A 20,625-nucleotide genomic window follows, 5' to 3' on the forward strand; every position below is an offset into this window, starting at 1 on the left:
TCTGCACCCGATGATCTTCGACGGGTCGAGCGGGCCCCGGCTTCAGCCGGGGCCCGGGCGAGGAACGACCGGGATGGCGGGGAGCGGAGCCGCCGGCACCGGGAACGGTCAGGGGATCATCACGCAGTGGTTCTCGATCACCCTGCCACTGCGGTCCAGGCCACCGCAGACGGCCAGCCGCGGATACGCCCTGAACTCTCGGTTGATGACGAACCGGGCCCGCGACACGCCGGCCCTGCTCCCCCGGTAGTCGCCCACGAAGGCGCGCAGCGTCCCCGGCAGTCCGTCCCTGGTGGTGACGGTGATGTCCTGGACGTAGTCGCGCCCCTGATAGGCGGTGGCCACGCAGATATAGGTCCCGCACGTGGACTTGACCTCGGCGCTCGCCGGTGCGGCGGTCACCAACGCCGAAGCACAGGCTGCGGCGAGGGCCGCTGCGACCGTCGCCAATCGGCGCCGCGTGGGTGCCACCGACCGGACCCTCTTCTGGCGTGCGTACATCACGGGATACCTCCAAGCTGTGATGGCCGACTGCAAGACGTGTCCACGGTGTCACGTTCGGTTCCGCTCCGGCATGCGGCGTCGCCGATCGGTGGGGCCTGAGGGCGGATTTTCACACCGCCTCTACAGGCCGACCCTGATGTTCAAGTACCGGCAGGTGGTGGGAGTCCGGGTGCACTCTTCAAAAGTTGAACTTCTATCGGAGGGTCAATCGTGCTGAAAAGACGTACTAATTCCTGGATTGTGAGGATGCGGAGCGTGATGGCAACGTTGCCATCTCGTTAATAGTTCACTTCTTGACGGTGGTGTCGACGCCGAGTTGACTGCGTCTACCTCGGCCGCCAGTACAGGGCCTCGTCAGGGAGGTTTACATCGTGAACACATATCTGGGTCGAGTCGCCGCTGCAGTCGCTGCTTCCGCGATCGCTGTCTCCCTCACTGCCTGCGGCAGTACGGATGAGGACGCCGACGCGAGACCCGGGGCCTCGGCCTCGGGTGACGCGATCAAGGTCGGCCTCCTGCTTCCCGAGGACCAGACGGCGCGCTACGAGAAGTTCGACAAGCCGCTGATCGAGAAGGAAGTCGGCAAATTCACGCGAGGCAAGGGCAAAGTGGTTTATGCCAACGCCAAGCAGGACGCGGCCGCCCAGAACTCCCAGGTCGAAGCGATGATTGCCGACAAGGTGCACGTCCTCATCATCGACGCGGTGGACGCCAAGGCCATCGCAGGCTCGGTGAAGAAGGCCAAGGACGCCGGCATTCCGGTCATCGCCTACGACCGCCTGGCGGAAGGTCCAATAGACGCCTACACCTCCTTCGACAACGAAGACGTCGGCAAGGTCCAGGGCAAGGCACTGCTGGATGCGCTGGGCGACAAGGCCAAGGACGGCCACATCGTCATGATGAACGGCTCGGTCACCGACCCGAACGCCAAGCAGTTCAAGTCCGGTGCGCACTCCGTCCTCGACGGCAAGGTGAATGTCGGCAAGGAGTACGACACCGTCGACTGGAAGCCGGAGAACGCCAACACGAACATGGCGGCCGCTCTGTCGGCGCTCGGCAAGGGAAAGATCGTCGGCGTCTACTCCGCCAACGACGGAATGGCCGGCGGTATCATTGCCGCCCTCAAGGCAGCCGGAATCTCCAACCTGCCCCCGGTCACGGGCCAGGATGCCGAACTGGCCGGTGTGCAGCGGATCGTCGCGGGCGACCAGTACATGTCCGTCTACAAGCGGTACGCGCCGGAGGCTGCCGCCGCCGCGGAGATGGCCGTCGCCCTCGCCAAGGGCGAGAAGATCGACGGAATCATCAACCAGATCGTCAACAGCCCGACCACCAAGGGCGTGCCCTCGGTCCTCGTCCCGGGCGTCGCGCTGACCAGGAGCAATGTGAAGTCCACCGTGATCGACGACGGCGTCTACACGGTCGACGAGATCTGCACCGACAAGTTCAGGGCCGCGTGTGACGAGATCGGCCTGAAGTAGCAGGACCCGGGGGCTGCCACGCGCGCACACCCCGGATCCCGCCTGGGCGCGCGGCGCTCACCTCGAGTCGGTCGGTGGAGTCCAGGCGGGCCACACCGGCATGGGGTACCGGGGTGTGCGCCGCATGCGTGCTTCGCGCGCGAGGAAGGTGATTCCCGAGACGAGGGTCGCGGTGAACGACACCACCATGATGGAGGGCCGCCAGATGTTGGCGGCCCCCACCCAGTCGAACCACACCGCTGACGACGCTGCCGCCAGGACCAGCAGCCACGTGATCCTGGCCCCGCGTGAGAGCCTGCCGCTCACCGCGACGAATGCGTATCCGAGGGCCGCGCCCGGCGTGGCGGTCGCGATCAGGCCCAGCAGCAGGAAGACGAAGAAGGCGATGATCACGTTGCGCTGACCTCCGGGTATCAAGGCAACCGTGCACGCGGGCAGACAGATCCTTGTCCCCTGCTCCGGAGGGTTCCCGCAGGCAATACTGTCAGAGTCTTTGAACGCGTTCAATGCCGCCCCGTTGCGGCACGGACAGTCGTGGGCCGGGCCGGGCCGCACCGGCCGACGGCAGCTTCTACCAAGATCGGTTCCAGGGGTCAAGCCACGTATTCGAGTGGCGTGACGCACGCGCCCCTGCAGGGTTTATTTGGAGTACGCCCTCACCGGGGAACTCCCGGAGAACACGAGGCCGGAACATGATCCCGGCCTTTTCTGCGGGGCGGAAAACAAACCCTGTTGAAACCGAATGGAGAATCATCATGTCTGAGCGTTTTTGGACCCGTCGCATCTTCCTGGCCGGAGCTTCCGTCGCACTGGTCGGTGGTGGCATCGCACTGCCGGCGACCGCCATGGCCGCACCGACCGCCGCCCCGCAGCAGGCCGTCAACCTCCTCCAGGACGACAGCGCCGACGGCATCGGTACCGGCGGCGACGCCAACGCCGAGAACACCACCGTCGGCGGTACCGCCAAGGGCGGCTCTGCCTCCACCGGAGTCGGCAACTGCAAGGGCAAGTGTGTGATCACCACCGGTAATGCACGTGGCGGTGACGCCAGTGCCGATGCCATCAACACGGGCGATGCGACCGCCGTGGGCGGCGACGGCACGGGCAAGGGCGGCCAGGTGAACAAGCAGAACATCAAGCTGCAGGTCAAGGAGAACCTGAAGCAGAAGCTCGGCCAGTGAGGTCTGACAATCCTCCACACCGGGAACCACCCCACACAGCAGTAGCCGGAGAGGCCACAGCCTCTCCGGCTACTGCTGTGTGGGGTGGCGCTACGCAGGCCGTCAGAGCCTGTTGCGGCTGCACGACTCGTGCAGCTGACGCTGCACGTTCTGCGACGCTGCACGTTCCAGGGCCGTCCGCGCCTCTCCGCCGGTGTGGCGAAACCCTGCTCCCCGTCATGTCCCAGGCGCTGGAGAGGGCAAGAGCGGCCGTGTCTGCCAGCCACCGGGACCACCATCGCCAGTCGTCAAGTCACGAAAACTCGGAACGTGACGCGATCCGAAGTCGAGGGCTTACTCAAGACAAGGGCTCACGCACACCGGCTGGCCCCACCCGCGTCAACACGGGGAAGTGACGGGCCCGTCCGGCCGCCTCTTCACCTTTTTTCGCGGGGGCGAAATTTCCAATATTCACGCCTCCGGGACTCGGAGGTCATACTGGCGATTAGGAGCGAGCACATGCGAATGACCATTGTTTTCCCGATGTCCCACGTCGGGGGGAGTGTGTCGTGAGTTCCCTACCTCCTTCGTCCGAGCGCCCCACCGGGCCCCCGTCCGGTCCGCTGTCCGGTCGGCCGACAGACGAGCACGCTCCGCCGCCGGGGCCTCCGCCACCCCCTGGGCCCCCTGGGCCGCCGACCGTCAGTGGCGAGCCGGGTGAGCCCGGCCGGCGCCGCGAGGAGTCGGCTCACGGGTGGCGGTCGCGCAGAACCCTGCTGAGTGCCGGCACCGCCGTGGCCATGGCCACGGCAGTGGTCCTCGCCTTCACCGTCATGGGCGGAAACAAGGCGGTCGGCGGAGAGGTCTTCCTGCAGCCCGCCTCGGCGGCCGGCCCCGACCCGTTCACCCCCTCGACGTCCGCGGAATCCACGGACGCCGGAGTCGTACCCGTAGCTGCTGCTCGGTCGAAGGACGGCACGGCCGGTGCGCGCACCCTCGAGGTCAACGGTGCGTACCCGGGGCTCTACGGCGGCACGCGGAACCTCGCGAGCTGTGACGTCGAAAAGCAGATCCAGTTCCTCTCGCAGCACAAGGACAAGGGGAAGGCCTTCGCCGCCCCCCTGAGGATCGAGCAGCCCGACATCCCCTCGTACCTGCGGTCGCTGACTCCCGCCCGGCTCGGCTGGGACACCCGGGTCACCAACCACGGGTACAAGGACGCCGCGCCCACCAGCTATCAGGCGGTGCTGCAGGCCGGCACACCCGTCCTGGTCGACAACCGCGGCGTACCTCGCGTCCGTTGCGCCTGCGGCAACCCCCTGGCCCCGCCGGTCGCCGTCAAGGGCAAGCAGACGTACAGCGGCAAGCAGTGGTCGTCGTTCCAGTCCTCCGACCTCGTTGCGGTCAAGCCCGCCGAGAAGCCGGTGAAGACGGTCATGATGTTCGATCACGACCGCAAGGGCTGGTACGAGCGGTCCAGCGGCGACGTGCAGGGCAAGCACGACCACGACGTCCCGCCCCCGAAGGGCCAAACCCGCGACGCGGCGTACCCGGTCCTGCCCCCGACCGATTCGGGACCAGTGCAGAAGCTCCCCGAGACGGACAAGGGCAGGCAGCAAGAAAGGGAAACGGACAAGGGAACCCAGACGGGCCAGAACCCGGAGGAGGGCACGAACCAGGTTCCTGGGAAGGGTAAGGGCGAGGCTCCTAAGCAGGAGACGGGGAAGGTTCCTGGGCAGGAGTCGGAGAAGGTTCCTGGGAAGGGTAAGGACGAGGCTCCTAAGCAGGAGACGGGGAAGGTTCCTGGGCAGGAGTCGGAGAAGGTTCCTGGGAAGGGTAAGGACGAGGCTCCTAAGCAGGAGACGGGGAAGGTTCCTGGGCAGGAGACGGAGAAGGTCCCCGAGAAGGGTAAGAACGAGGTCCCTAAGCAGGAGACGGAGAAGGTCCCCGAGAAGGGTAAGAACGAGGTCCCTAAGCAGGAGACGGAGAAGGTCCCCGAGAAGGGTAAGAACGAGGTCCCTAAGCAGGAGACGGAGAAGGTCCCCGAGAAGGGTAAGAACGAGGTCCCTAAGCAGGAGACGGAGAAGGTCCCCGAGAAGGGTAAGAACGAGGCTCCTAAGCAGGAGACGGAGAAGGTCCCCGAGAAGGGTAAGAACGAGGCTCCTAAGCAGGAGACGGAGAAGGTCCCCGAGAAGGGTAAGAACGAGGTCCCTAAGCAGGAGACGGAGAAGGTCCCCGAGAAGGGTAAGAACGAGGTCCCTAAGCAGGAGACGGAGAAGGTCCCCGAGAAGGGTAAGAACGAGGTCCCTAAGCAGGAGACGGAGAAGGTCCCCGAGAAGGGTAAGAACGAGGCTCCTAAGCAGGAGACGGAGAAGGTCCCCGAGAAGGGTAAGAACGAGGTCCCTAAGCAGGAGACGGAGAAGGTCCCCGAGAAGGGTAAGAACGAGGTCCCTAAGCAGGAGACGGAGAAGGTCCCCGAGAAGGGTAAGAACGAGGTCCCTAAGCAGGAGACGGAGAAGGTCCCCGAGAAGGGTAAGAACGAGGTCCCTAAGCAGGAGACGGAGAAGGTCCCCGAGAAGGGTAAGAACGAGGTCCCTAAGCAGGAGACGGAGAAGGTCCCCGAGAAGGGTAAGAACGAGGTCCCTAAGCAGGAGACGGAGAAGGTCCCCGAGAAGGGCACGAACGAGGCTCCTAAGCAGGAGACGGAGAAGGTCCCCGAGAAGGGCACGAACCAGAATTCTGAGACCGGGACAGGCCAGAACTCCGAGAAGGGGACAGGCCAGAACTCCGAGAAGGAGTCGGGCCAGAATCCTTCCAACGAACAGGGCAACAACCAGCAGGGCAACAACCAGCAGGGCAACAACGAGCAGGGCAACCAGCAGGGCAACGACCAGCAGGGCAGCAGCCAGCAGGGCAACGAGGAGCAGTCCGGATGACCCGGCGGCCCAGGCGCCTGGGGATACAGCATCGGCCGGCACCGCCAACTCGGGACCGTGGTCCTCGGTGGTCAGAAGTGCATAGGCGCGTACGTGAGGGCCTTCTGCCGGTCGGTGGTGGTGATGTAATCCGCACCGAACCCGCGACGGCCTTCACCCGCTCAACCGACCTCAGCCGAAACCGGCTTCACGCGTCTGCAGCCACCCCTCGACGCAACGGCCGGTCACGGACAGAACTTGTGCACCCCGGGATGCGATGACCGGTGTGCCGACGCCATCGCGAGGCGCGGCTCGGGAGCAGACCCTCAGGGGTGGTGAACCGTGGGGCCGGCGGCGCGCCCGGCTGCTGACGCTCGACGGCTACGGGCACACCGGGGACCTGCTCCACCGCCAGGAGGGATCCCGCTCTCCGGCCTGTCGGCATCACATCCCGGTCCGGATACTGGGGGCATGGAATTCGCCGTCTTCGTGACCTTGCCCGGCCTGGTCGTCGTGCTGACCGCCCTGGCCTTCGCAGACCAGGTGCTGCTCCGCGCCGGGCGGGCCGGGGCGCTGCCGTGGCGGAACAGCGTCCGGCAGGGCCAGATATCAGCGACCGGGTTCGAGCAGCTCCACGCGAGTTTCTCGCCCGGGAAGCAGAACGAGCTCAAGGAGCGGCAGTCGGCACTGGTCCTGCGGGACGACGAGGAAGACGGCGCACCGCCGCATCGGACAACGGTGGATCTGGAGACGGGGATTGTGGTCGTCCGGATACCGCAGGCAGACCGGTAGGAGGCCGCCAGGCCGCCGACGTGCACCGCGACGATCCCCTCGTCCCCCCGCGAGCTCGTGCGGGGTGGGAAGCGACGCCGGGCCGCAGCTGACGGTACGGGCGGCCCCGGAGCCGGAGCGAGTACGGCCGCAGGATGCGCGCACGCGCGAACGGCGTGTCGCGGCTGGATCGCCGTGACACGCCGTTCGCGGTAGGCCGGCAGCTCACACTGGCGGCCCCGTCAGCCCCTCAGGGGCAGCAGGTCCGCGTCAGCCGTTGCGGTGGTGGCGGCGGCCGTTCCAGGAGTCGCTGTCGACGACGTTGCCGCGGTTGTCGCGGAGCGTGGCGCTGTCGCGCTCGTCCCACACCTGGTCGCGGCGGTCCTGGTAGACGTCGTGGCGGGTGTCGCGACCCTTGCCCGTGTGGACCTTGACGCTGGAACGGCCGTCCAGGCGGAAGTCGTTGAAGCGGTAGCGGTTGCCCTGCCGGTCGGAGAGGGTGAAGCCGCGCAGGTTGACGCTGTGGCGGCCGGTGTTCTTCACCTCGACCCATTCCCCGTTCAGGGCACGGGCGGAGCGGTCGTTGCGGCCGGGGCTGTCGTACTGGACGTCGCCGATGACGATCGAGGAGTGCGGGGCCCGGTGGTCACGCCGGTGGTGGTCGTCGGCGGCGGCAGCCGGGAGGGCGGCGGCGCCGACCAGGGCGCCTGTGGCCAGGAACGTCGCGACGACGCGGCGGGTGGCGAGAGAAGCAGACATGAAGATGACCCCTTCAACAGACAGCGGCCCGTCCCGGCTCGTACGAGGCGGGTGGGCTCCGAACAGTTCCCGGCGTCCTGCCGAGGAGCCACACTCTGGCCCCGAAGCACCACCAAAAGCCACTAATTCGGAGCGTGTTGCACAATGCGGATATACCAGTGACTCTTGCTTGTAGCGGACATGTGTCATGGCTGCGCTGACGCGAACTGCGGGAGCGTGCGCAGCGGGCCGTGGGAGGCTTGGGGACGGAAGCCTTCGCTGGTGAATGCCCTTTCGTCGGGGTGCCCTTCGATCCTGCGCCGAATGGGTTCAGGGTCGTGTAACAGCCGCTCCTACCGTTTCTTCGTACCTGCTCACGTCCACGGTTCTGGTGTTCTAAGGCGGGTGCGGTGCAGTGGCGGCACCTCGCCTCACCACTCGTCGGCGGGGCGTCAGAGCGAGGGCAGGTTGCCCCTCGGCGCCGGACCGGGTTTCCGCGGCGCGCGGATCAGCGGGAGCAGGGAGACCGCGCCCACGAGCGACAGCAGCGCCGCGCCCCTCAGCACGCTTTCGATGGCCGATCCGTCCGAAGCCGCCTGCTGCTCCGAGCCGCTCAGAACCTCGAGTACGGTCGCAGCCACCGCCACGGCCACCGCGCCCACCAGGACGAGAGAGGTCAGCACCAGTCCGGAGGCGGCGGCGAGGCGGCTCGAGGGGACGTACGACTGGGTGGCCACGCTCGTCAGCGCCCAGCCGAGTCCGAGCCCGATGCCCACGACGGCGAACACGGCGGTGTAGAGGGCGAGCGGGTCCGCCCAGGTCAGCGCCAGAATGCTGGCCCCGCTCAGCAGGAGCCCGGCGGCCATCAGCGCTTCCGGCCGCCATCGCTGGGCGAGGTGGCCGGACCAATAGCTGGCGGCCCCGGCGCCGACGGACAGCGCGAGGAAGACCAGCCCCGCGTCCAGCGGGGAGAGGCCGCGGACCTGCTGGAGGTAGAGCGCGGAGAGGACCGCCACGAGGCAGTACCCGATGTTGGACACGCAACCCGCCAGGGTGACCGTCACGAACGGCACGTTGTGCAGCAGGGACAGGTCCATCAGCGGTTCGGCGGTCCGGCGTTCGATCGCGACGAACAGGATCAGCAGCACCGCTCCGGCGGCGAGGCAGGCCAGCGTCGCCGCTGAGGCCCAGCCCCAGTGGCCACCCTGGTCGACGGCGATCATGACCGCCGTAAGACCGCCCGCCACGGTGACGGCTCCGGGCAGGTCCAGGCCGTTGCCGGCCTCTTCATCGCGGGTGTCGGTGACGAACCGCAGCATCAGAAAGGCCGCGACGGCGCAGACCGGCACGTTCAGCAGGAACACCGCCCGCCAGCTGACGTGCTCGGCGAATACGCCGCCCACGAACGGGCCGAGGGCGACGCCGATCGCGCTGAAGGCCAGCACCGTGCCCACCGCGCGGCCCTGGCGGTCGTCGCGGAAGTAGCCGCTGACGACCGCCACGGCCACCGGGAAGATCAACGCGGCTGTGGCACCCTGCACCACCCGCGCCACGACCAGCCAGACCTCGTTCTGTGCGGCACTGCACACGACGGACACCACGGCGAAGCCGATGAGGCCCCACACGATGACCGTGCGCCGCCCGTGGACGTCGGCGGCCCTCCCGCCCGTGATCATCAGTGCGCCCAGGGTCAGCATGTAGCCGCTGACCAGCCACTGCAGATTCGTGGTCGGTGTGGAGAATTCCCGGGCGATCACCGGCAGCATCAGGTTGAGGGCGAACCAGTCCATCTGGACCAGGAGCATGGACAGCGATGCGGCCGCGATGACCGCACGATCGCGGCCGGAGAACAGCCGGCGGCCGGACGACACGGTTTCCGCCTTGCCCAAGCTCATCGACACGTCCCGTCCGGAGCCCCCACCGCCCCACCCCAACCAGCATGCGCCCACCCGTGGCACCGGGCACCCTGCGGGGCGGGCGGTCCGGACGGCGGAGCCGCAGTCGCGCACGCTTGCGGGGGTCAGAAGGACCGGACGAGGTACACGAGAGGCTCGCAACTGTCGTCGCCCAGGGCTTCATCAGCTCAGCGGTGACGGCCTGCCATGACTGCTCGTTGCCGTGTCACCAACGAGGTTGTTCGAGTCCTCTGTTGGCCGTCGGAGTACGCACTCCGACGGCTTCGCCCCGTCGGAGCCGGGCCCTCGTCGGGATGCGGTGAGATGGGCCTGTGTCCGGTGGAGGCTGTCGGCGGAGCTGCGGCCCCACGGTGGGCGGTCGCGCGTCCCGGCGGCGTGGCATGCGGATGCCGGAGGGGCTGTGGGCCTCTCCGGCGTCTGCTGTGTGGGGTGGTGTGGGGGTGGTGGTCACTTGCCGAGCTTGGCCTTGAGGTCCTTCTTGACCTGGTTCTTGATGGTCTGCTTGTTGACCTGGCCACCCTTGCCGGTGCCGTCGCCGCCTACGGCGGTGGCGTCGCCGGTGTTGATGGCGTCGGCGCTGGCGTTGCCGCCGGTGGCGTTGCCGGTGGTGATGACGCACTTGCCCTTGCAGCTGCCGACTCCGGTGCTGGCGTTGCCGCCGGTGGCGGTTCCGCCGACGGTGGTGTTCTCGGCGTTGGCGTCGCCGCCGGTGCCGATGCCGTCGGCGCTGTCCTGGGGGAGGGTGATGGCCTGCGGGGCGGTGGTGGGTGCGGCCATGGCGGTGGCGGGGAGCGCTATGCCGCCGCCGAGGAGGGCGAGGGAGGCTCCGGCGAGGACGATGCGGCGGGTCGGGAAACGCTCGAACATGGCAATTCTCCATTCGGCAACGAATAAGGTTTTGTGTATCGCCCTGCGGATTTGGCCGGGGGATTTGGTTGGCCTTTTGTTTCTCCCGGGGTTTCCCCGGTTGGGGCGTACTTCCAATAAACCGTGTGGGGGCGTGTGCGTCACGCCACTCGAATACGTGGCTTGACGCCGGGTGCCGATCTTGATAGAAGCCAGGCTGGTGCTTCTCGACCGGGTCCCGCCCACCGCTTCCCCCGACGGACCTCCGGGCCCTGAAGTGGCTCGCGCAGGCCAACGGAGACCACGCGGCGGCACTGGAGCAGTTCGTTACCGGTTGGTACCGCCTCCGCCTCCGCCTCGGCCACAGGCCGGCCTCGCCATCGACCGGACCCACTTCGACGGCTGACCACCCCCCGACGGTGACTCGCCCGCGGTGCCGATACCGTTCCGCACTGGAGTCGCACGATGGATCGCCCTACAGATGAGGGGAGTTGACGGATGTGAAGGTCGGGGTCTACCTGGCGCACCCCCGGGCGGGGAGCTTCAACCACGCGCTGTTCGAGGCGGTGACGGACACCTTGGCGGCCGAGGGGTGCGAGGTGTCCGCGCACGACCTTTGCGCGCAGGGTTTCCCTCCGGTGCTGACCGCCGAGGAGACCGAGACGGTCGACGCGGCGGGGGCGTCGACCGATCCGCTGGTGGCGCAGCACCGCGCCGAAGTCGCGACGCTCGACGCGCTCGTCTTCGTCCACCCCAACTGGTGGGGCATGCCGCCGGCCGTAATGGCCGGCTGGGTGCAGCGGGTGCTGGTGCCCGGGGTGGCGTACAAGCTGGGGCGGGCCGACGGCGAGCCGGCGGGCCTGCTCCGGGCCGGCCGGGCGCTGGTGCTGAACACCTCGGACACACCCGAGGAGCGGGAGACGGGCGAGTTCGGCGACCCGCTGGCGCGGGTCTGGGCCGCCTGTGTGCTGCCGTACGTGGGGGTGACCGACGTGCGCCGCACGGTGTTCCGGACCGTCACCGACTCCACGGCCGACGAGCGCACCGCCTGGTTGGCCGAGGCGCGTCGCGAGGCGTCTGCCCTGCTCACTCCGCTGCGGGAAGCCGCCATTGCGTGGCCCTCAGCCCGTCGAGGGTGAGGTCGAGGAGGCGCTCGGCCTGGTCGCGTTGCTCGGGCCGGGCCGAGGTGAGGGCGATGCCGGCCAGGATGGCGAACACGTCGGTCGGGCGGATGTCGGACCGCAGCGCGCCGGCGGCGGTACCGGCTTCCATGAGGGTGGTGATCGCGGTCTGGATCATCTCGCGGCTGTGGCCGTAGGGGTCGCTTCCCGAGGCGACGACGGCTCGTAGCGCGTCGGCCATGCCGAGTTTGGCCGTGGCGTAGTCGATGAAGCGGCCCATCCACGCGCGCAGGGCATCACGCGGCGGGAGCGTCGCCAGGAGGCCGGGAACCGCATCGCACAGTCGCGCCACCTCGTTGCGGTAGGCCGCCTCGATCAAGGTCTCCCGGGTCGGGAAATTGCGGTACAGGGTTCCGGTTCCCACCCCCGCCTCCTTGGCGATGCGTTCGTAGTGGGCATCCAGCCCTTCGTCGGTGAACACGCGCACCGCTGCAGCCAGGATCTTGTCCCGGTTGCGCTGCGCGTCGGCCCTCAGTGGGCGTCCCGTATCCGGTGCCATCGCCTGCCTGCTCCCTCATCGCCGTTGCTAAGTGGAGGGGCCTCCGCTTATGGTTCTGAGTAACCGGCGGCGCCTCCACTTCCACTCTAGGTCAGACGCCGCCCCACACCCCGCCTCCGGAAGGACCAGTCATGCCGGGAATCGAAGGCAAGGTCATCGCGATCACGGGCGCCAGCAGCGGGATCGGCGAGGCGACCGCGCTGCTGCTCGCCGAGCGAGGCGCGAAGGTGGTGCTCGGGGCGCGCCGCCCGGAACGCCTCCGGGCGCTGGTCGCCCGCATCGAGAAGGCCGGCGGTCAAGCCGTCCACGCGCGCACGGACGTCAAGCGCCGCGAGGACCTGACCAGCCTGGTAGGGCTGGCACGGGACTGCTACGGCAAGCTCGACGTCCTGGTCAGCAACGCCGGGATCGGCCTGATCTCCCCGCTGGACGACCTTCGCGTCGAAGACTGGGAGGAGATGATCGACGTCAACCTCAAGGGCGTCCTGTACGGGATCGCCGCGGCGCTGCCGGTCTTCAGGGAGCAGGGGTTCGGGCACTTCGTCAACACCGTCTCCACGGCCGGACTGCGCATCGTGCCGCTCCAGGCGGTGTACGCCGGCACCAAGAACGCCGTACGCACCATCTCCGAGGGGCTGCGGCAGGAGGCAGGGGACAGCGTGCGCGTCACCGTCGTCTCGCCAGGGGTCACGCGCACGGAGTTCGCGGACTCCATGACGCCGGAGATGCAGGCCCAGGTCCGCGACCGGATGGACAAGATCGCGATCCCGCCGGAGGCTGTCGCCCGCGCCATCGCCTTCGCCATCGAACAGCCGGCCGGTGTCGACGTGGGCGACATCGTCGTCCGCCCCACAGCCCAGGACTAGTGACCTGAGCCGGAGACCGTGCGGCCACGGCGCCGCCGCTTCACGCCGCGAGCATCTGCTGAAGCTCAGGCCACGCCGGATCGTCCACACTGACCAACTCGTCGATCTCTCGCAGCCGAGGACGGTGGCATCCCTCCGCAGGTCGGCGGTGCTCGGGGTGACATGCGCGCCGAATCGTGCCGTGCCACCCTGTTCACATCCCCCGGGGGTAGATGACAGCCGCGACGAACGGAGCGCGCTGTGGGAAATCCGATCCGCGTCAGGGCGCTGCGGCGCCGGGCGGCCGCCGGCTTCGCCGCCCTGTTGTTGGTGGCCCTCGCCTCGGGTACGGGTGCCCGAGCAGCCCCGTCACCCTCCCCGGCGCCACCCCCGTCGCCGTCGCCGTGGGAATCCGGTGCGGGAGATCCGGGCCGGCTCGACCCGCGCATCACGGAGATCATGCGGAAGCCGGAGTACCGCCATGCCCAGTGGGGACTCCTGCAGACCGAACCGGCCGACGGGCGGGTGCTGCACAGCCTGTTCCCCGGGCAGTTCTTCATCCCCGGCTCGACCGCGAAACTGTTCGCCGTCTCCGGCACATGGCGGACCCTCGGCACGGACCACCGCTTCGTGACCCCTGTCTACGCGGTCGGGGAACGGACCGGGGCCACGCTGACCGGCGACCTCGATCTCGTCGCCCAGGGCGATCTCACCATGGGCGGCAGGACGCGCCCCGACGGCACGGTCGCGTACACCGACCTCGACCACACCTATGCCAACGACTTCCCCGGCGCGACCCTCACCCCGGAGGACCCTCTCGCCGGGATAGACCAGCTCGCCCGGCAGGTCCGCGACTCCGGCATCACCCGCGTCGACGGCGACGTGATCGTCGACAGCCGGCTCTTCGCCCCCGACCCGGTCCTGGACCCCACGCCGACCCCCCTGATCATCAACGACAACCTGATCGACCTGCTGACCGAGCCCGGCGACCGGGCGGGTGCCGACGCCCGGCTGGACTGGCGGCCGAAGGTCGCGCCGTACCAGGTCACCTCCACGGTGAAGACCGTCGCGGCCGGGAAACCGACGAACATCACGGTGACGGCCACCGACTACGGCACCCGGATCCGGCTGTCCGGCACGATCGCGGCGGACTCCGAGCCGCTGCTGCGGACCTCGCCCATCACGGACCCGGCCGCGTTCGGCCGCACCGCGCTGATCGAGGCACTGGCCCGGGCCGGGGTGGAGGTCTCCGCCGGTGCGACCGCCCCCAACCCGGTCGCACGGCTGCCGCACGACTATGACGGCCGCCCGCGGGTGGCTGCGTACACCTCACCGCCGTACGACCAGTACGCCAAACTCATCCTCAAGGTCAGCCACAACCTGGGCGCGAACCTCGGGATCTGCCTGATGGCCGTCACGACCGGCAGCAACCAGTGCGAGGACGGCTTCCCGGTGCTCGCCGCCTTCCTGGACAGGGCGGGCGTCGACCGCAAGCAGGCGGAACTCATGGACGGCCGCGGCGGCAACCCCGCCGACCGGGCGACGCCGCAGGCGCTCGTACAGATGCTGGCGTACTGGCAGCGCACCCCGGACGCGCAGCGCTTCCGGGAGGCCCTGCCGATCCTCGGCGTCGACGGTCTGCTGGCCGAGAACTGCCGGAGCTGTCCGGCGCGCGGGAAGGTGTTCGGGAAGACCGGCGCGGCCGTCGGAGGGGACGCCCTCAACGACCGGCTCGCCGTCGGCGCCATCACCATCGCCGGCTACCTCGACAAGGGCGGTGGCCGCTTCGACACCTTCTACGCGGGCGTCAACGGCGCGTCCACGCCGACGGCCGACCCCGCCGGTGTCCTGACCATCGCCAACGACCTCGCCCTGATCGCCGCCTACCTCCAGGAGTCGCCCTGACCGGGGCTGTGGCCGTACGGAGTCAGTCGGCTGCCGGAGGCTGCGGGGCGTCGGCCGGTGCGTAGAGCAGGTGCATCACGCCGGTCGTGAAGGTCTCGGACGTGAGCAGCTTCAGCGGGTACGGGCCCTCGCCGTCCGCGAACAGCCGCAGACCCTCGCCGAGGACGATCGGGTGCACCAGCAGCCGCAGCTCGTCGAGCAGGCCGGCGGCGAGGAGCTGGCGTACGAGGGAGACGGAGCCGGTGACGGCGATGGACCGGTCGCTGTCCTCGGCCTTCAGCGCCTTCACGCCGTCGAGGAAGTCGCCTTTGAGCTGCTCGGAGTTGCGCCACGTGAAGTCGAGGTCGTGGCTCGAGACGACGACCTTGCGCGTGTCGCCGAAGTCCTTGGCCAGCCCCGCATCCTCGCCGCCGGCGCGCTCGCGCTCGGGCCATGCCTCGGCGAACGCGTCGTACGTCGTGCGGCCGAAGAGGAAGGTGTCGCTGGACTGGATGTCGCCCATGACGGCGGCGCCCATCTCGTCGTTGTAGTACGGGAAGTGCCAGGTCTGCGGCTCGGCGACGACGCCGTCGAGGGAGATGAACAGGCCTGCGGTGATCTTGCGCATGGGAGGCTCCCTGGGTTGCCGAGCGGGGGCTGCGTTCGCTCTCTCATGAGGTAGACGGACCGGAACCCCGAAACTCATCGGCGGCCCGCCATCCGAATGGCCCGATCGGCCGCCCCCGCGCACCCTGGAGATGTGAAGACCGAGGCGCCCGCCACGGCCCGCGGTGCCGTCGCCGGATTCCTCGAGAATCCCGTCGTCGGCATGGCGCCGTGGATCATCTTCTCGCTCCTGGTCGGTCCCGGCAGGTTCGAGATAGCCGTCGTGCTCGCCCTGGCGGCGACGATCGTGCTGGTGGCGGCCGGGCGGATCATCAACAAGGGCAGCACCTGGAAGCTGCTGGAGATCGCCGACCTGGTCTTCTTCACGGTCATGGCCGTCATCGGCGCCCTCGCGAGCGAAGGCACCCGCAGCTGGCTGGAGACGTACGCCGGTGAGGTCTCCAACATCGCCCTCTTCCTGATCGCCTTCGGGTCGATGGCGGTGCGTGTTCCGTTCACCCTTCAGTACGCCCGGGAGCAGGTCGATCCGGCGTACTGGCACACGCCCACGTTCCTGCGGACCAACTACTACATCACCGGGGTGTGGGGGCTGGCGTTCCTGGTCGCCGCCGTGGCGGGTGCGTACGGCGACCTCGTGCTGCACAATCCGAACAACATCTGGACCGGATGGATCATCCAGATCCTGGCCATCGTGGCGGCGCTGCGTTTCACCGCCTGGTACCCGGACGTCGCCCGCGCCCGCGCCCTCCGCGCGGCGGGGCAGCCCGGGCCGGAGCCGCCGCACCTGGCCGGGATGTTCCTGCCGCTGGCCGGACTGCTGGTCCCCATCGGGATCGCCGTCCTGATCTTCGACGACAACGTGTGGTGGCTGGGCGTGGCCCTGATCGTGGGCGGCAGCCTACTCACGAAGGCCCTGACGGCCCGCAGCTGACCCCGCCCGCGATGGGCGTGTGGTGTTGGGGGCGCGGTCGTCGGTGAGGGCCAGTTGCGGCACGCCGCTGTCGACTGAAATACGGAGAGTCAGGGGCGCGTCGATTCATCATGGGCGCATGAAGATCGTTGTCCTCTGTGGCGGAGAGAGCCTGGAGCGGGACGTCTCGCTGGAGTCCGGTCTGGCGGTGGCCGCGGCGCTGGTGGAGCTCGGGCACGAGGTCCAGGTGGTGGATCCTGCCGCAGCAGAACCCGTGCTGGTCGGGCCCACGGCGGTCGAGAGCGAGCTGCCCCGTACGGTCATGGATCTTCGAGGTCCGGAGCTGGACGAGGGCAAGAGGCGGGAACTCATGCTCGCTGCCCTCACCATGGGGCCGGTGCTCCCGTTGCTCCGCGACGCCGATCTGGTCTTTCCGGCTCTGCACGGTGGGTGGGGCGGTGACGGTCACGTCCAGGCGCTGCTCGAGATGGCAGAGGTCCCGTTCACCGGCGCGCCCAGCATGCAGTGCAGCCTGGCATGGGACAAGCAGCGCACACTGGCGCTCCTGCGGGAGTCGGGCGTCACCGTCACCGACAGCGTCCGCCTCACGGCGGGGTCGGATCGGCCGATGCCGCAACAGGTGTCGGAGTGGCTGGCCCAGGGGCCGGTGGTGGTCAAGTCCAACACGGGCACTTCCCACCTGGAGCTGCGCGTGGCTGACGATGCTGACGGGCTCGCTCACGCCTGCTCGGTCGCGCCGGCAGGCGAGGAGATGATCGCCACGCCGTTCCTGCCCGGGCGGGAGTTCACCGTGAGCGTGATCGAAGACAGCGTGCTGCCGGTGGTCGAGATCGAGTACGCGGGGCGGCTCTTCGACTACGAGACGAAGTCCCACCCGGAAACCGCGCGCTGCGACTGCCCCGCGGACATTCCGTACGATCTCGACGCACGCCTGCGCGAGCAGGCAATGCGCGCTCATTACGCGCTGGGGCTGGGAGCGAAGGACTACTCAAGAGTCGACTTCCGGTGCGACAGCCACGGCGTACCCCACTGCCTGGAGGTCAACGCCTGCCCCGGATTGCGACCCCTCAGCGGGCTCGGCGCGGCAGCCGTCGGCGCAGGTTGGTCCTATCGGGAACTCGTCGGTCGGGTCGTCGCGCTTCGCGCGCCGGCGGGCGTTCCCGCGCTGGCCGGGTAGCGGAAGCAGGAGCGGCCTTTCCCGGCCTCGTTCCACGGGGCAGAGGCATGCAGATGCCGGAGAGGCTGTGGGCCTCTCCGGCGTCTGTGGTGCGGGGGCGATTTACTTCCCTCAATTGCCGAGCTTCTGCTTCAGGTTCTCCTTGAGCTGCAGCTTGATGTTCTGCTTGTTCACCTGGCCGCCCGTGCCGGTGCCGTCGCCGCCGACGGCGGTGGCGTCGCCGGTGTTGACGGCGTCGGCGCTGGCGTTGCCGCCGGTGGCGTTGCCGGTCTTGATGTCGCATCCGCCCTCGCAGTTGCCGACGCCGCTGCTTGCGTTGCCGCCGGTGGCCTCGCCGCCGACGGTGGTGTTCTCGGCGTTGGCGTCGCCGCCGGTGCCGATTCCGTCGGCGCTGTCCTGGGGGAGGGTGATGGCCTGCTGCGGGGCGACGGTGGGTGCGGCCATGGCGGTCGCGGGGAGGGCGATGCCACCACCGACCAGTGCCAGGGAAGCTCCGGCCAGAACGATACGACGGGTCGTGAAGAGCTCGAACATGGTAATTCTCCATTCGGTGTAAAGAGGCTTTGTATTCGCCCCGCAGAAAGGCCGGAGATTGAATTCCGGCCCCATGTCCTCCGGGGGTTTCCCCGGTGAGGGCGTACTTCAAATAAACCCTGTGGGGGCGTGTGCGTCACGCCACTCGAATACGTGGCTTGACGCCAGGATTCGATCTTGATAAAAGCCCGGCCGGCGCGGGCCTGGCAGTCTGGGAATGCGCAGAAGCGCGTGCTAGCTTCCGATCATGGAACAGCGTGTCAGTCTGATCACCCTGGGTGTTGCCGACCTCGGGCGCTCCCGGGCCTTCTACGAAAGCCTGGGCTGGCGGGGGCAGGAGGTCGAAGAGACCGTCTTCTTCCAGGCGGGCGGCCTCGGGCTCGTCCTGTGGGGCCGCGACAAGCTCGCACTCGACAGTGGCCTCGACAGCGCTCACGGGACGGGCTTCGGCGGCATCGTCCTGGCCCACAACATGCGCTCCCCGGAGGATGTGGACGCGCTCCTCACGGCTGCACGGCAGGCCGGAGCCACCGTGACCAAGCAGGCCCGGGCAACGACCTACGGCGGCTACGCGGGGTGCTTCGCCGACCCCGACGGATACCTGTGGGAGATCGCCCACAACCCGGGCTTCCCCCTGGCCGAGGACGGCTCGCTGACCATTCCGGACTTCGGTTCCCCGTAGCGGCCGGTCGGGGCCGGCCACTGCCACGGGCTCGCGATCAGTGCAGGTCGGAAGAGCGGGCGGGGCTGTCGTCGAGGAAGCCGCCCGACTGGTGCCGCCACAGCCTCGCGTAGGCGCCCTCGGTGGCGAGCAGCTCCTGGTGCGTGCCCTGCTCGACGATGCGTCCGTGGTCGAGGACGACGAGCCGGTCCATGTGGGCCACCGTGCTCAGCCGGTGCGCCACCACGAGCGCGGTCCGCCCCTCCATGAGGCGCCACAACGCCTCCTGGACGAGGATCTCGCTCTCGGAGTCCAAGGCGCTGGTCGCTTCGTCGAGGAGCAGGATCGGTGCGTCGCGCAGGATCGCCCGGGCGAGCGCCACCCGCTGGCGCTGTCCGCCGGAGAGCTTGACGCCGCGCTCGCCGACCATGGTGTCGAGACCGTCCGGCAGCGCGTCGGCGAATTCCGTGACGTGCGCTGCCTCGGCCGCGTGGCGGATCTCGGCCTCGGTGGCGTCAGGCCGGGCGAACGCGATGTTCTCCCGCAGGGTGCGGTGGAACATCGCCGGGTCCTGCGGCACGTAGGCCATCAGGCCTCGCAGGTCGCGTTGGCGCAGCCTGCTGATGTCCTGGCCCCCGATCAGGATCCGGCCCGCGTCGATGTCCGTCATCCGCAGCAGCAGCCGGGTGAGCGTGGTCTTCCCGCCGCCGGACCGGCCCACGAGCCCGATCTTGGCCCCGCTGGGCACGGCCAGGTCCAGTCCCTCGAAGAGCGGCTGTGCGCCCGCATGGGCGAAGGTCACCTTCTCGAACCGCACGTCGGCGGCCCGGGTCGGCGCCGGCGCCGGCTCCGGCGACTGCGGGTCGAGTACCGACGGCGCCGTCAGGAGCAGCGCCGTGAACTGCGCGGCCTCCGTCATCGAGCTCTCCAGGCGACGGTAGATCTGGTTGAACTCGAACATGATCCGAGTGGCGTTGGAGTAGTACGTGAAGGCGACCACGACCGCCTCCACCCCGTGCCCGTCCCCGGCGATCGTGACGGCGAGCAGCAGGCCCAGCGCGTTGGTCACCACCGACATCGGCGCGACGAGGGTGTCGATGCGCAGGTTGCCGTAGTCCCACGACCGCAGCATCAGCCCGCGCGAGCGCGCCACCCGTGACCGGTGCTCGGCGGCCTCCCGCTCCTCCGCGGCGAAAGCGCGGACCGTGTCCATGTTCATCAGGCTGTCGGAGACGTGTCCCGACACCCGGGCCATCGCCTCCTCCCGCCGGTTGACGAGCGCCTGACGGCGCCGGATGAGGGGCAGCACGCACACCCCCGTCACCGCGATCATCACCAGGAGCGCCACGACGAGCAGCGGTTCGTAGTGCCAGAGCACCACCGACCCGAACAGCAGTGGTACGAACCGGCCCACGACCGAGAAGGTCAGCGTGTCGACGAACTCCTCGAAGCGGGAGGCGAAGCTCAGGACCCGCTTGGTCAGTGATCCGGCGAAGTTGTCGTGGAAGAACGCGGCGTCCTTCGCGAACAGCTCGTCCATGCCGATCACGTACAGGCTCTCGATGCCGAGGGCGTCGAGGCGGTTCAGGCAGTGCAGGCCGACGCGCCACGCGGCCTCGGAGAGCAGCAGGACCCCCGCGAATGCGAGGACGTACGGGAGCATCGAGCCGAGGGCGGGGGTGGTGGAGTCATCGGCGATGCGGCCGACGAGTTTTGCGACGACCAGCGGGGCGATGTAGTTGATGCCGATGTTGCCCAGGGCCGGCATCAGCATGGCGGGTGCCGCCAGCCGGCGCAGTCGCCTCAACTCCCGTCCGTAGTAACGAAGTGCGAGGACCACGGGGCCCTTGCGTGGCGGTACCACTGGTGATGCAGACGATTCCATCGCAACCCTGTGATCTCGTGTCAGAACGGAATTCGCAGTGTCCCGCGAGCGCGTCTGCGCCGTCCAAGCG

The 20,625-nt window shown here is 68.7% G+C and carries 19 protein-coding genes; 10 read left to right on the forward strand and 9 right to left on the reverse strand.

What is annotated here, in order from left to right; genetic code table 11:
* Positions 1–108: 108 nt before the first annotated feature.
* A complete protein-coding gene (locus OHT74_RS36100; protein ID WP_328622572.1) occupies positions 109–471 on the reverse strand; it encodes a hypothetical protein in 363 nt (120 codons plus the stop codon).
* 416 nt (positions 472–887) lie between these two features.
* Here OHT74_RS36100 and OHT74_RS36105 point away from each other — a divergent pair, with 416 nt between their 5' ends.
* Positions 888–1,985, forward strand: coding sequence for a substrate-binding domain-containing protein (locus OHT74_RS36105; protein WP_443047756.1), 1,098 nt, complete (start codon positions 888–890; stop codon positions 1,983–1,985).
* Positions 1,986–2,042: 57 nt separating this feature from the next.
* Here the strand turns inward: OHT74_RS36105 and OHT74_RS36110 are convergent, their stop codons facing one another.
* Positions 2,043–2,378, reverse strand: coding sequence for a hypothetical protein (locus OHT74_RS36110; RefSeq protein WP_328622573.1), 336 nt, complete (start codon positions 2,376–2,378; stop codon positions 2,043–2,045).
* Between the two features lie 362 nt (positions 2,379–2,740).
* Between OHT74_RS36110 and OHT74_RS36115 the strand changes: the two genes are divergently transcribed.
* The 3 genes from OHT74_RS36115 to OHT74_RS36125 all read left to right on the forward strand — a co-directional run bounded on the left by OHT74_RS36115 (position 2,741) and on the right by OHT74_RS36125 (position 6,852).
* On the forward strand, positions 2,741–3,166 hold the full coding sequence (locus tag OHT74_RS36115) for a hypothetical protein (RefSeq protein WP_266670713.1): 426 nt from the start codon (positions 2,741–2,743) through the stop codon (positions 3,164–3,166).
* A 779-nt stretch (positions 3,167–3,945) separates the two neighbouring features.
* The gene (locus OHT74_RS36120) at positions 3,946–6,081 is read left to right on the forward strand and encodes a DUF6777 domain-containing protein (RefSeq protein ID WP_328622574.1); all 2,136 of its coding nucleotides are present in this window, start codon (positions 3,946–3,948) and stop codon (positions 6,079–6,081) included.
* Positions 6,082–6,531: 450 nt separating this feature from the next.
* Positions 6,532–6,852: a DUF6191 domain-containing protein gene (locus tag OHT74_RS36125; protein ID WP_266670717.1), complete on the forward strand. Its 321-nt coding sequence runs from the start codon at positions 6,532–6,534 to the stop codon at positions 6,850–6,852.
* A 249-nt stretch (positions 6,853–7,101) separates the two neighbouring features.
* Here the strand turns inward: OHT74_RS36125 and OHT74_RS36130 are convergent, their stop codons facing one another.
* From OHT74_RS36130 to OHT74_RS36140, 3 genes are all read right to left on the reverse strand, one after another.
* Positions 7,102–7,590: a lamin tail domain-containing protein gene (locus OHT74_RS36130; RefSeq protein ID WP_328622575.1), complete on the reverse strand. Its 489-nt coding sequence runs from the start codon at positions 7,588–7,590 to the stop codon at positions 7,102–7,104.
* A gap of 431 nt (positions 7,591–8,021) precedes the next feature.
* Positions 8,022–9,464, reverse strand: coding sequence for an MFS transporter (locus OHT74_RS36135; protein ID WP_328622576.1), 1,443 nt, complete (start codon positions 9,462–9,464; stop codon positions 8,022–8,024).
* A 468-nt stretch (positions 9,465–9,932) separates the two neighbouring features.
* Complete coding sequence (locus OHT74_RS36140; RefSeq protein ID WP_266670749.1) at positions 9,933–10,352, reverse strand: hypothetical protein; 420 nt, start codon at positions 10,350–10,352, stop codon at positions 9,933–9,935.
* Positions 10,353–10,831: 479 nt separating this feature from the next.
* On the opposite strand from OHT74_RS36140, the gene OHT74_RS36145 reads away from it, so the two are divergent.
* Positions 10,832–11,470 (forward strand): NAD(P)H-dependent oxidoreductase, encoded by a 639-nt coding sequence (locus OHT74_RS36145; RefSeq protein ID WP_328623461.1) that lies wholly within the window; start codon positions 10,832–10,834, stop codon positions 11,468–11,470.
* Here OHT74_RS36145 and OHT74_RS36150 read toward each other — a convergent pair.
* On the reverse strand, positions 11,418–12,011 hold the full coding sequence (locus tag OHT74_RS36150) for a TetR/AcrR family transcriptional regulator (protein WP_266670725.1): 594 nt from the start codon (positions 12,009–12,011) through the stop codon (positions 11,418–11,420). The two genes, OHT74_RS36145 and OHT74_RS36150, sit on opposite strands and share 53 nt — an antisense overlap.
* A gap of 131 nt (positions 12,012–12,142) precedes the next feature.
* Here OHT74_RS36150 and OHT74_RS36155 point away from each other — a divergent pair, with 131 nt between their 5' ends.
* Both OHT74_RS36155 and dacB read left to right on the forward strand, forming a co-directional pair.
* Positions 12,143–12,877, forward strand: coding sequence for an SDR family oxidoreductase (locus tag OHT74_RS36155; protein ID WP_328622577.1), 735 nt, complete (start codon positions 12,143–12,145; stop codon positions 12,875–12,877).
* Positions 12,878–13,117: 240 nt separating this feature from the next.
* Complete coding sequence (gene dacB, locus OHT74_RS36160; protein ID WP_328622578.1) at positions 13,118–14,761, forward strand: D-alanyl-D-alanine carboxypeptidase/D-alanyl-D-alanine endopeptidase; 1,644 nt, start codon at positions 13,118–13,120, stop codon at positions 14,759–14,761.
* 22 nt (positions 14,762–14,783) lie between these two features.
* Here dacB and OHT74_RS36165 read toward each other — a convergent pair whose 3' ends face one another.
* Entirely contained in the window at positions 14,784–15,368 is a 585-nt protein-coding gene (locus tag OHT74_RS36165) for a dihydrofolate reductase family protein (protein WP_328622579.1), read from the reverse strand.
* 132 nt (positions 15,369–15,500) lie between these two features.
* Here OHT74_RS36165 and OHT74_RS36170 point away from each other — a divergent pair, with 132 nt between their 5' ends.
* Positions 15,501–16,298, forward strand: coding sequence for a hypothetical protein (locus tag OHT74_RS36170; protein ID WP_266670733.1), 798 nt, complete (start codon positions 15,501–15,503; stop codon positions 16,296–16,298).
* Positions 16,299–16,416: 118 nt separating this feature from the next.
* On the forward strand, positions 16,417–17,475 hold the full coding sequence (locus OHT74_RS36175; RefSeq protein ID WP_266670735.1) for a D-alanine--D-alanine ligase family protein: 1,059 nt from the start codon (positions 16,417–16,419) through the stop codon (positions 17,473–17,475).
* 111 nt (positions 17,476–17,586) lie between these two features.
* Here OHT74_RS36175 and OHT74_RS36180 read toward each other — a convergent pair whose 3' ends face one another.
* Entirely contained in the window at positions 17,587–18,009 is a 423-nt protein-coding gene (locus OHT74_RS36180) for a hypothetical protein (RefSeq protein WP_266670737.1), read from the reverse strand.
* Between the two features lie 247 nt (positions 18,010–18,256).
* Here OHT74_RS36180 and OHT74_RS36185 point away from each other — a divergent pair, with 247 nt between their 5' ends.
* The gene (locus tag OHT74_RS36185; RefSeq protein WP_266670739.1) at positions 18,257–18,691 is read left to right on the forward strand and encodes a VOC family protein; all 435 of its coding nucleotides are present in this window, start codon (positions 18,257–18,259) and stop codon (positions 18,689–18,691) included.
* Between the two features lie 37 nt (positions 18,692–18,728).
* On the opposite strand, the gene OHT74_RS36190 is transcribed toward OHT74_RS36185, so the two are convergent.
* Complete coding sequence (locus tag OHT74_RS36190; protein WP_328622580.1) at positions 18,729–20,555, reverse strand: ABC transporter ATP-binding protein; 1,827 nt, start codon at positions 20,553–20,555, stop codon at positions 18,729–18,731.
* Positions 20,556–20,625: the final 70 nt, after the last annotated feature.

The organism is Streptomyces sp. NBC_00354, from assembly GCF_036106915.1.
Classification (GTDB): Bacteria; Actinomycetota; Actinomycetes; order Streptomycetales; family Streptomycetaceae; genus Streptomyces.

Bases quoted from the DNA above. Each gene is read 5' to 3' on its own strand.
- OHT74_RS36125 (WP_266670717.1), top strand. From the start codon at position 6,532: ATGGAATTCGCCGTCTTCGTGACCTTGCCCGGCCTGGTCGTCGTGCTG.
- OHT74_RS36150 (WP_266670725.1), bottom strand. From the start codon at position 12,011: ATGGCACCGGATACGGGACGCCCACTGAGGGCCGACGCGCAGCGCAAC.
- OHT74_RS36175 (WP_266670735.1), top strand. From the start codon at position 16,417: ATGAAGATCGTTGTCCTCTGTGGCGGAGAGAGCCTGGAGCGGGACGTC.
- OHT74_RS36130 (WP_328622575.1), bottom strand. From the start codon at position 7,590: ATGTCTGCTTCTCTCGCCACCCGCCGCGTCGTCGCGACGTTCCTGGCC.
- OHT74_RS36140 (WP_266670749.1), bottom strand. From the start codon at position 10,352: ATGTTCGAGCGTTTCCCGACCCGCCGCATCGTCCTCGCCGGAGCCTCC.
- OHT74_RS36180 (WP_266670737.1), bottom strand. From the start codon at position 18,009: ATGTTCGAGCTCTTCACGACCCGTCGTATCGTTCTGGCCGGAGCTTCC.
- OHT74_RS36120 (WP_328622574.1), top strand. From the start codon at position 3,946: ATGGCCACGGCAGTGGTCCTCGCCTTCACCGTCATGGGCGGAAACAAG.
- OHT74_RS36135 (WP_328622576.1), bottom strand. From the start codon at position 9,464: ATGAGCTTGGGCAAGGCGGAAACCGTGTCGTCCGGCCGCCGGCTGTTC.
- OHT74_RS36115 (WP_266670713.1), top strand. From the start codon at position 2,741: ATGTCTGAGCGTTTTTGGACCCGTCGCATCTTCCTGGCCGGAGCTTCC.
- OHT74_RS36165 (WP_328622579.1), bottom strand. From the start codon at position 15,368: ATGCGCAAGATCACCGCAGGCCTGTTCATCTCCCTCGACGGCGTCGTC.
- OHT74_RS36190 (WP_328622580.1), bottom strand. From the start codon at position 20,555: ATGGAATCGTCTGCATCACCAGTGGTACCGCCACGCAAGGGCCCCGTG.
- OHT74_RS36185 (WP_266670739.1), top strand. From the start codon at position 18,257: ATGGAACAGCGTGTCAGTCTGATCACCCTGGGTGTTGCCGACCTCGGG.
- OHT74_RS36155 (WP_328622577.1), top strand. From the start codon at position 12,143: ATGCCGGGAATCGAAGGCAAGGTCATCGCGATCACGGGCGCCAGCAGC.